General features: G+C 44.4%; 8 protein-coding genes. 5 read left to right on the plus strand and 3 right to left on the minus strand.

From position 1 onward, the window contains the following. Window positions 1-151 precede the first annotated feature (151 nt). Window positions 152-1,243, minus strand: coding sequence for a PQQ-dependent sugar dehydrogenase (locus BCT81_RS08905; protein ID WP_102423892.1), 1,092 nt, complete (start codon window positions 1,241-1,243; stop codon window positions 152-154). Between the two features lie 267 nt (window positions 1,244-1,510). Here BCT81_RS08905 and BCT81_RS08910 point away from each other — a divergent pair, with 267 nt between their 5' ends. Next, entirely contained in the window at window positions 1,511-2,704 is a 1,194-nt protein-coding gene (locus BCT81_RS08910; protein ID WP_102423893.1) for a multidrug effflux MFS transporter, read from the plus strand. 101 nt (window positions 2,705-2,805) lie between these two features. Here the strand turns inward: BCT81_RS08910 and BCT81_RS08915 are convergent, their stop codons facing one another. Both BCT81_RS08915 and BCT81_RS08920 read right to left on the minus strand, forming a co-directional pair. Beyond that, entirely contained in the window at window positions 2,806-3,591 is a 786-nt protein-coding gene (locus BCT81_RS08915) for an ABC transporter ATP-binding protein (protein WP_102423894.1), read from the minus strand. A 33-nt stretch (window positions 3,592-3,624) separates the two neighbouring features. Then, the gene (locus BCT81_RS08920; RefSeq protein ID WP_102423895.1) at window positions 3,625-4,383 is read right to left on the minus strand and encodes a siderophore ferric iron reductase; all 759 of its coding nucleotides are present in this window, start codon (window positions 4,381-4,383) and stop codon (window positions 3,625-3,627) included. A 219-nt stretch (window positions 4,384-4,602) separates the two neighbouring features. On the opposite strand from BCT81_RS08920, the gene BCT81_RS08925 reads away from it, so the two are divergent. From BCT81_RS08925 to BCT81_RS08940, 4 genes are all read left to right on the plus strand, one after another. Next, entirely contained in the window at window positions 4,603-5,511 is a 909-nt protein-coding gene (locus BCT81_RS08925; protein ID WP_102423896.1) for an AraC family transcriptional regulator, read from the plus strand. A gap of 207 nt (window positions 5,512-5,718) precedes the next feature. Next, complete coding sequence (locus BCT81_RS08930; RefSeq protein WP_102423897.1) at window positions 5,719-7,842, plus strand: TonB-dependent siderophore receptor; 2,124 nt, start codon at window positions 5,719-5,721, stop codon at window positions 7,840-7,842. A gap of 92 nt (window positions 7,843-7,934) precedes the next feature. After that, a complete protein-coding gene (locus tag BCT81_RS08935; RefSeq protein ID WP_102423898.1) occupies window positions 7,935-8,888 on the plus strand; it encodes an iron-siderophore ABC transporter substrate-binding protein in 954 nt (317 codons plus the stop codon). Next, window positions 8,888-9,197 (plus strand): iron chelate uptake ABC transporter family permease subunit (locus BCT81_RS08940; protein WP_157938865.1); only part of this gene is annotated, 310 nt, incomplete at its 3' end. The genes BCT81_RS08935 and BCT81_RS08940, both read left to right, overlap by 1 nt.

Here is a 9,197-nt window from a genome sequence, read left to right on the forward strand (position 1 = left end):
GTAATTTTGATGACAAAATTAGAGTGGTTGCACTGTTTTTACATATTGTGCTTTCGGAAAAGAAAGCCGCTAAATTGACCTGAAGCCCCGTATTTAACGGCTTTATTTATAAAATCATCTAATGTTTGTGCTGATTGTCTTAACGGAGTTGCTACCTTTTTAGGCGATAGAGGTTGCCATTGTCAGTACTGAAGAAAATATCCCCATCTGGCGAGGTTTCGATGTCTCTGATTCTTTCGCCTAGGTCTTCTAGAATACGTTGCTCGTCAGTCGCATCACCTTGCTCATTGACCGTTACCACATTGATATGGGTAAGTTTAAGTGCGCCTGCTAATAGGTTTCCTTTGAGCTCTGGGAACTTATCCCCTTGATAAACCACTAAGCTGCCAGGGGCTATTGAAGGAATGTAGACCTTTTTAGGTGCTTCGATGCCTTCTTTAGTTTCCGAATCACCAACGCTGATTGGTCCCCAATACTCTTTACCATGAGATGTGACAGGCCATCCGTAGTTGGCTCCCTCTTTTATTAGGTTAATTTCATCACCACCACGTGGGCCATGCTCAATCGACCACAGCTTTTGACTTGGGAAGTCGTAGAACAGTCCTTGCGGGTTTCGGTGGCCATAGCTCCAGATTTCGTTGAGAACCTTGTCGTTGTTTACAAATGGATTGTCGCTTGGTGTGCTTCCGTCTGCATTCAAGCGCAATACTGAACCGGCATGAGTTAAGGTATTTTGACCGTTATCTCGATCTCCACGGTCGCCGATGGAAAAGTAGATGTGGTTATCATCGAAGGTAATGCGGCTTCCAAAGTGACGACCTGTGTCGGTTCTCGATTCTGAAACGAATACATCCTGCCAATTAGACACTTCACCATTTTGGTAATCAGCAGAAGCGAGAGTGGTTACTCCTTCATCATCGATGTTTTTGCTATAAGTGATATAGAGTCTGTTTTCTTCAAAGGGCGAAAAGGTGATATCCAACGCTCCGCCTTGACCCTTTGCCCACACATTGGGAAGCCTGAACAGTGTGCTCTGGTCACCGGTTTTCAGATCAACATGTTTGATCACACCTTCTTTTTCTGTGACTAGCATGGATCCTTCGTCTACATAGGCAAGTCCCCATGGAATCACAAGTCCATCGGTTATCTTCTCAGCTTGCCAAGCAAAGGCTGTTGTTGAGGCAAGGGGACCAGACACAACAAGTATCAAAGCTGAGGTGAGGATACGGTGATAAGTGTTCATTGAAGTCCCTTCATTGTTGCGATCTAGTGTTAGTCTAGCGTGTGTCAGCGATAGGCGGAAAGTTAAGGTGTGTGAAAAGTGACTATTCACATATTTAGTCCAGCCAGTGTTGTATGGTGATACGAGCTAACGTATGTTTACTCTGCGACAGTCCAATCGATCCTTTCGGAGCACCATGAATATCATACCTGCAACATTCTCTCTATCTTCTATATCTCTATGTTGTGAGGTTGATAAACCAAACCTTTTAACTACGTGTACAGCCTCATGAGCCGTCGATTTGATTTTAAGTCGATCTTACTGGCGTGTTTGGTCATCAGTATCGGTCAACTCAGTATGGGGTTGGTGTTTCCTTCTTTACCCTGGATTGCAAAGGATTTTGATGTATCGCTAGAACAAGCCCAGCTGTTAGTGAGTGTCTACCTGCTAGGTTTCGGACCTTCGCAGTTTGTTTATGGCCCAATTTCAGATGCTTTAGGGCGTAAAAAGGTACTATTGAGTGGCTTACTACTCGCCATGCTTGGTTTGCTGATGATCATCTTCTTCAGCCACTCTTTTACCAGTATGGTGATGGGACGATTCCTCCAGGGATTAGGCACGGGCTGTTGTGCTGTACTGGCTCGCGCTTCCACACGAGACAGATTCAACGGTGCTGACTTACCATTAGCGATGTCTTACATTGCGATGGTTGCGTCGATTACACCTCTTATTGCCCCCGTCATTGGTGGCTTTATCAACTTCCACTTTGGCTGGAGTATGGTGTTCATCTCGCTGCTTGGCTATGTCTCATTAGCTTGGGTCGTATTGGCGTTTAAATTCAAAGAAACCGTTGTACAGATGTCGCCGATTCCCTCACCGAAGAAAATGGCATCGCAATACAAAGAGCTACTCACTTCTCGCTACTTTATGAGCTTTGCGAGCATTGGCTGGCTTAACTTTAGTCTCATGATCACCACAGTATCGGTGATGCCATTCATCATGCAGAACCAAATAGGAATGACATCCGATGAATACGCGATGTGGGCGGTTATTCCTGCGTTGGGTATGCTTGGCGGGACAAGTTTGTGTAACCGTATCCGTCCAATGTTAGGTAATAAGAAAACACTGTTATGCACGCCTGTGTTACACATTTCGGCAGCGTTGTGGCTGTTCTTCTGCCCACTTGAGCCGCTCTATCTAATGCTAGGTCAGTTTTTGATGATACTGGGGAATGGCATCGCGTTACCTTGTGCACAAGCCTTGGTGATGTTGCCTTACAAAAAGAACGCAGGTGCAGCAGCTGCGATGTCGGGAGGCGGCCAAATGGTTGTGTCTTCGTTGGTAAGCATGGGGTTGGTTAAACTTGGCCTTGGCGAAGCGTGGCATTTGTCATTGGTCATCGCGTTATTCACCGCGATTACGTTATTGAATATTTTACGTGGCTTTAGTAGCCAAGAAGCCAGAGACGCTCAGCTTAGCTAGTTAAATGAGTTATCGAATCTAAACTTAAAGGCCACTGAAATGAAGAATTTCAATGGCCTTTTTAATGCTCAACGCTTTGGTTTAACTTGCCCAAAGATCTGCTATTCGCAAACCACGGCGACTTTCTCACTGGCTGCAGTCTTAGCTGGAACCGGATGGTCGATCAGTCGAATAGGGGACTCATAGAGATCAGACAAGGCCTGTTCATTAAGTAACTTATCAGCGCTGCCTTCAAAGGCGATCTTACCTTTCTTTAGAGCGACTATGTGTGTCGCGTAGCGCAGTGCAAGATTTAAGTCGTGAAGAATCACGATAACACCAACGTCTTCCTTTTTGTTCAGCTCAGACAGTAAACCCATCAGTTGGAATTGGTGATGTACATCCAGTGCTGATGTTGGCTCATCGAGGATCAATACCGGAGACTGTTGAGCAAGCAACATTGAAACCCACGCTCGTTGGCGTTCACCGCCGGATAAGTCATCCGCTAAAGCTTGTGAAAACTTGGTAACGCCTGTTCTATCCATAGCTTGTTGGATAATGGATTGATCTTCAGCGTTCCAACGACCAAACGCGCCTCGCCAAGGAAAACGTCCTAAACGAACCAATTCTTCGACCGTTAAGCCTGCCGAAGCTGGGAGCTTTTGAGGTAAATACGCAATCTTCTTGGCTAAGTCTTTGCTTTTGAAAGAAGAGATAGAAGCACCATCCAGCTTTACTGTGCCGTGATCTGGTGCCATTTGACCAGAGAGCAAGTTAACCAGCGTCGATTTACCAGAACCATTGTGACCAAGAACGACCGTAAGCTCATTGGTTGGAATAGAAAGCTCGTCAATTGAGAGAATAGTGCGCTCGTCACGGACCATTTTTATATTTGAAAGCTGAAACATGTCAGTCCTAGATTTTTAGATTAAGTGATAGTGTTAAGCGGTTTTCTTATTGTCTGGGTGTCTAGGGCAATCGTCGCAATATTTTCTAGAGTCACACTTGTAGACTAAGCAACAGCTGACTCTAACGAGTTTAAGCAACCCTGTAGTATCGTCGATTTTGAGGCTGTCTAAGTGGCTTTCTGGTAACTGGCACGCTGCCAACCATAGCCTTGCTTGCTCAGTGATGTACTCATTATTCAGGCTTTGTTCGCGCTGTTGCAGTTTGATCAAACAACCCAGCAGTAGATCCGCGAGCAAATGGTTGGTAAATCCCGTGCGAATGCGTGTCCACTCACTAATCTGGCTGCGGAAAAACTCTGTAAGCTCCAGTATGGCTTGACCCGCATGTGGGATTAGCTCTTCTGGTGTACCGTGTTGGTGATCACCATTAAAGAAACGGTATCCTGTGACGAACTCTTTATACCTAAATTGACCGATATTCTTGATATCTGGCAATGAATGAAGGCCATAGATAGAAACGAAGGTGACGTAGATTGGCTGCCAACAAACTAGATCCCAGGTTCGGGTTAACCAATAGGCTTTACCTGCCTCAGAATGATTTTCCGCTAAGCCATCGTAAACGCGCTTTATTTCGATATGGCTTTTATCATTTGTGATAGCGATACTTTTGCTGCTCAGAGAACCATAACTGCCGCTTAAATAAGGGGTAATCTGTTTTGAATAAGCGAAGATTTTCTGGTGTAGAGAAGGGGCTCTACGACGAGTGGCAATATTGTGCAGCTGGGAAAGCATTTTAAACCATTAAATGATAATCAGTTGCGTTATCATAGCGAACCTCATTGACGATAACCATACAAAATGGTGCATCTCTTCGGAGAACTCTTGGTTTAAAAAATTTATAAATTGAATGCGTATTGGCCATTATTAAGTGATAAAAGTCGCTTTAAATGTTAAAAAGTATTCCTGTATAGACTTAATTGTTACCACTATCGAGATTATAAAAGCGTGACTATGAACACTCCTGCATTTGACCGTATCAGCCGCGTATTGGCTTATATCCATGCGAACCTTAGCTCGGCACTATCGCTAGAAGATATTGCGAAACAGAGCTGTTGGTCTCGCTGGCAGCTGCAAAGAGTGTTTCAAGCTGAAACGGGACTGACCGTGGCAAACTACGTGAGGGAGCTAAAGCTAAGCCAAGCGGCTGAAGAACTGTTGGACAGCAAAAAGCGAGTGATCGATATCGCACTTGAACTCGGATTCAATTCAGAAATTAGCTTTAGTCGTTCTTTTAAGCAGATGTTTGGCTCCAGCCCTAGTCAGTATAGAAAAGCGGGCAAAAGAGCAGGGCTTAGAAAACCGATACAAGTATCTGAAACGGTAAGCGCTGCTGATAACGGTTCACTCAGTTTTGTTGAGGTACGCATTGATGAAAGAGAGTCATTCCTTGTTAAAGGTATGACTTCAGAAATAAGTGGCTTGTTTTCACTGACACAAGATTTTGCAGAGAAAGTCCCCCAATTGTGGTCACGCTTAGAAGGGGAAGTGACGCTTCCTGACGACAATGCTTATCAGTTCATTGGTGTGGTTGATCTCACTCAGGCTTGCTTTGATGGTACCAATATTCACTATTGGGCGGGAGTAGAGCTTAATGATGAGATTTCAATTCCTCAATTGCCGAGCATTATCTCTGATAAGTTAGACGTATTAACCATTCCAAAGCAAACCTATGCCGTGGTCAAACACTGTGGTCCGATTGAGAACCTTAGACACACTCTGAGTTGGTTTGTACTTAACTGGCTACCGAGTTCTGGCTATCGAGGTGTGGATGGTTATGAGCTCGAAGTATACCCATTAGCCTATCAAGCTCATGCCACAGATGCAGTTATGGAATACTGGGTTCCCATTATTAAATCGTAGTCATATCTGTGTTTTACGTATTCTTTGTAAAGCCTCTTACTCAATAAGGTCAATTGTGTTTTTAATCATCAATTGACCTTTTTTTGTTATAAATCAGCCAAGTTCTTCGTGAACTTGCACCAAATTGTTAATTATCCCTTTTATAGATACATACAATGCAAATGAGATTTATTACTATTTACAATAAGCATTGGTACCGAGGGAATCATGACCACTCACACTCGTTTTAAGTATTCATCACTTGCAGTTGCATTGCTCACTGCATTTTCAGCGCAAGCGTTGGCGGAAGAAACCGTTACAGCGGCAGATTCGAATGTAGAAACTGTCACAATTATGGGCAAAGCGTATCGTAATACCGCGACTAAGTCGGCACTTGAGCCAGAAGAAACGCCTCAAGGTATTACCGTTATTGATGAAGAACAGTTAGAGCAACGTGGTGTTCAATCTCTGAATCAAGCCCTCCGTTATGCACCGGGTGTTGTAACTGAAAACCGTGGTAGCTCGGTAGCAATGTTTGACTCTTATTCTATTCGTGGTTTTAGCACGAATAACGTTAACTACTACGATGGTCTTTCGCTTCAATTCTTAAATGGTTGGAACCTACAACCACAGATAGATCCGATTGCAATGCAGCAAGTCGAGATCTTCAAAGGGCCTACTTCTGTACTTTATGGCGCGATGCCACCGGGTGGTATGGTGAATATGATCGCTAAAGCGCCACAAACGGAGCCGTCGACTAAAGTTGGCGTTGCGACAGGCTCACGTAATTTACAAGAAGCTTCGATCGATACTACTGGTCAGTTTGGTGATAGCGATTTTTCTTACCGTTTGATCGCACTTGCTCGTAAGCAGGACAGTCAAGTTGATAATGCAGAAGAAGAGCGTTACTTAATTGCTCCTTCTGTGGACTGGCAACCAACAGACAGTACGTTGATTAACTTCAACCTGTACTACCAAAATGATCCTTCAATGGGTATCAACTCGTCAATGCCACTAGACGTGTTGAAAGCAAGCGATCCATCGGTTTCTATGGGTGATAAGAACTGGAGCAAGTTTGAGCGTGAAGTTCTTATGGTCGGCTATAAGATCAACCATGAGTTTAATAGCAATTGGACATTCCTACAGAACGCTCGTTATACAGATGCCTCTTTATACCAAGAGAACACTTATCATGTGAGTTACGACCCAAGCACACCTAATCAGCTGGATCGATACTTGTACTCTACCGATGAGAGCTTTAAAGGGTTTGTTATTGATAACCAATTGAGCGGTATTGTGGATGTTGGTTCAGTAGAGCATAACTTGTTGCTTGGTATCGATTACCAAGATCTAGACGGTAATGTTAACTACTCATCGTATAGTGCGAATGGCAGCGGGTTTAATAGCTTTGATCCGTTGAATCCGAACAATGATCTACTAGACCGCAGTGATGTGACTAAGACGGGTGAATATCTAGATGACACGACGTCAAGCCAGCTGGGGTTCTACGTTCAAGACCAAGTTCGTCTGGATGCATTAGTACTGATTGCCGGTGCGCGATTTGATCACTACAAATCTGAGAGTGATTACTACGCTCATGAATCTGATCACAAGCAGTTCACTTACCGTTTAGGTGGTTTGTACCAGTTTGATAATGGTTTAGCACCGTTTGCAAGCTATGCGACGAGCTTTGAACCAGCTCCGGGTGTTGATAAAGCAGGCAATGAGTTTGATCCAGAGAACGCACAACAAGCAGAGATTGGTGTGAAATACCTGTCTGACGATATGTCGAAAGAAGCAACGGTTTCTTTATTCCATATCGTTAAGCAAGACATGTTGATGACAGACCCGACTAACGTTTATGGCCCAAGAATCCAAGTGGGTGAAGTGGTATCGCAAGGTGCGGAACTATCAGGACGTTGGTTCGCGACAGAAAGCTTCGATATTGCGGCTGCATACACGTATGTTGACATGGAAATCACTGAAGACTCTAGTAACGGTTTAGAGGGTACGACACCGATCTATGTACCGGAACATACGGCTAATGTGTGGGCTAACTACAACGTATTTAACGGCATGCTAGCGGGTTCACGATTCAGTGCAGGCGCTCGTTACGTAGGCGAAATGCAAATGGATGCAAGCAACACGCAAGGCAAAGTACCGTCTTACACGGTTGTTGATTTGTCGGTGGGTTATGATTTAGGCGCAGCCAGCGACATACTATCTGGTGCAACTGCTAACCTAGCGGTGAACAATATTTTCAACGAAGAATATTACGCGTGTTACGACCAATCGAACTGTTGGTTCGGTGCTGAGCAGTCTGTAGAGCTAAGCGTGAACTATGAATTCTAACTAAGTTAGCGTTCCTAATTTTAAAGCAGCCTTTCCTGGGCTGCTTTTGTCGTTTGTAGCAAATATCGAATTTAGATTAAGTAGGCAAATATATGAGCTTAAAACCAATAGCTTCTCATTTTTCTAAAGCAAAAAACTTGAATACAAGGCTCGTTCTAACGATGTTAGCGAGTGCTTTATCGTTTAATGCAATGGCTAATTACCAAGTTGAAGACAGCGAGGGGGATAAAACCCTTGAAGCTCAACCCGTTAGAGTGGCCGCATTGAACTGGGACATTGCTGAACAAGTGATTGAACTCGGTGTAACACCCGTCGCAGTACCTGATATTGCAGGGTATAGCGATTGGGTTGTGCAACCTGCGATACCAGAAGGCGTGGCGGATATTGGTACTCGAACTGAACCTAACTTTTCTGCACTTAAGAAGCTCAACCCAGACGTGATTCTTATCGCGTCACCCCAGAAAGATCTTCAGGAACGACTTTCTGAAATCGCCCCCGTGCTTTACTACCAAACATACAGTGAACAGCACAGTAATGCTGAAGCTGCTATTGAGAACTTCAAGAAGATAGGCCAATTGCTTGGTAAAGAAGAACAAGCGAACAAGAAACTCGCTGCGATGGATGCGCGTCTTGATGTTCTTAAGGCTGAACTAGATAAAGCGTATCCGGGAGACAAACCGAAAGTGACCTCTTTCCGTTTTGCGAGTACCACTTCGGTATACATTTACGGTGATAACTCGATTCCTCAATATGCGCTTGAGCAGCTAGGCTTCGAAAATGCGATGGATCTTCCTGTGAGTCAGTGGGGCATCAGTCAAAAGCGTATGACTGAGCTTAAGAACGTTAAGGGTGGCATTGCGCTGTACTTTGAACCTTTCCCATATCAAGACAAGTTAGATCGCTCTCCGGTTTGGAAGAGCATGCCCTTTGTTCGCGATGGTCAATTTAGCCCTGTAGCAGCAAGTTGGAGCTACGGCGGTGCTATGTCTATTTTGTATAACGCAGAAGCTATGGCGCAATCGTTGTTGACGCTAGCGGAGCAGTAATGAAATCCAGTGGTTTGATGATGGGAGCGCCGTTATTTATCGCCGCCCTTATTCATTTATGGTTAGGTCAGTCTGAATTTGGCCCTATTGGTGAGTTGCTCCAGCAAGCCTCACAGATCAGTGACATCGTTACATTCAATAAAATGGTCGATGATTCATTCGAGTTGATGGCATTAATCTATGTCAACTTACCTCGTTTAGTGATGGCGATTCTGGTTGGTGGAACACTCGGCACCATAGGTAGTTTGTTCCAACAGTTAACGCAAAACCGCATGATGTCTCCCCTTACACTCGGTACATCATCAGGGG

This window comes from Vibrio sp. 10N.261.52.A1, from assembly GCF_002876325.1.
GTDB lineage: Bacteria > Pseudomonadota > Gammaproteobacteria > Enterobacterales > Vibrionaceae > Vibrio > Vibrio chagasii.

What these genes read in the sequence shown, in the direction of transcription:
- BCT81_RS08930 (WP_102423897.1), top strand. Translation starts at nt 5,719, where the DNA reads ATGACCACTCACACTCGTTTTAAGTATTCATCACTTGCAGTTGCATTG.
- BCT81_RS08935 (WP_102423898.1), top strand. Translation starts at nt 7,935, where the DNA reads ATGAGCTTAAAACCAATAGCTTCTCATTTTTCTAAAGCAAAAAACTTG.
- BCT81_RS08910 (WP_102423893.1), top strand. Translation starts at nt 1,511, where the DNA reads ATGAGCCGTCGATTTGATTTTAAGTCGATCTTACTGGCGTGTTTGGTC.
- BCT81_RS08925 (WP_102423896.1), top strand. Translation starts at nt 4,603, where the DNA reads ATGAACACTCCTGCATTTGACCGTATCAGCCGCGTATTGGCTTATATC.
- BCT81_RS08905 (WP_102423892.1), bottom strand. Translation starts at nt 1,243, where the DNA reads ATGAACACTTATCACCGTATCCTCACCTCAGCTTTGATACTTGTTGTG.
- BCT81_RS08920 (WP_102423895.1), bottom strand. Translation starts at nt 4,383, where the DNA reads ATGCTTTCCCAGCTGCACAATATTGCCACTCGTCGTAGAGCCCCTTCT.
- BCT81_RS08915 (WP_102423894.1), bottom strand. Translation starts at nt 3,591, where the DNA reads ATGTTTCAGCTTTCAAATATAAAAATGGTCCGTGACGAGCGCACTATT.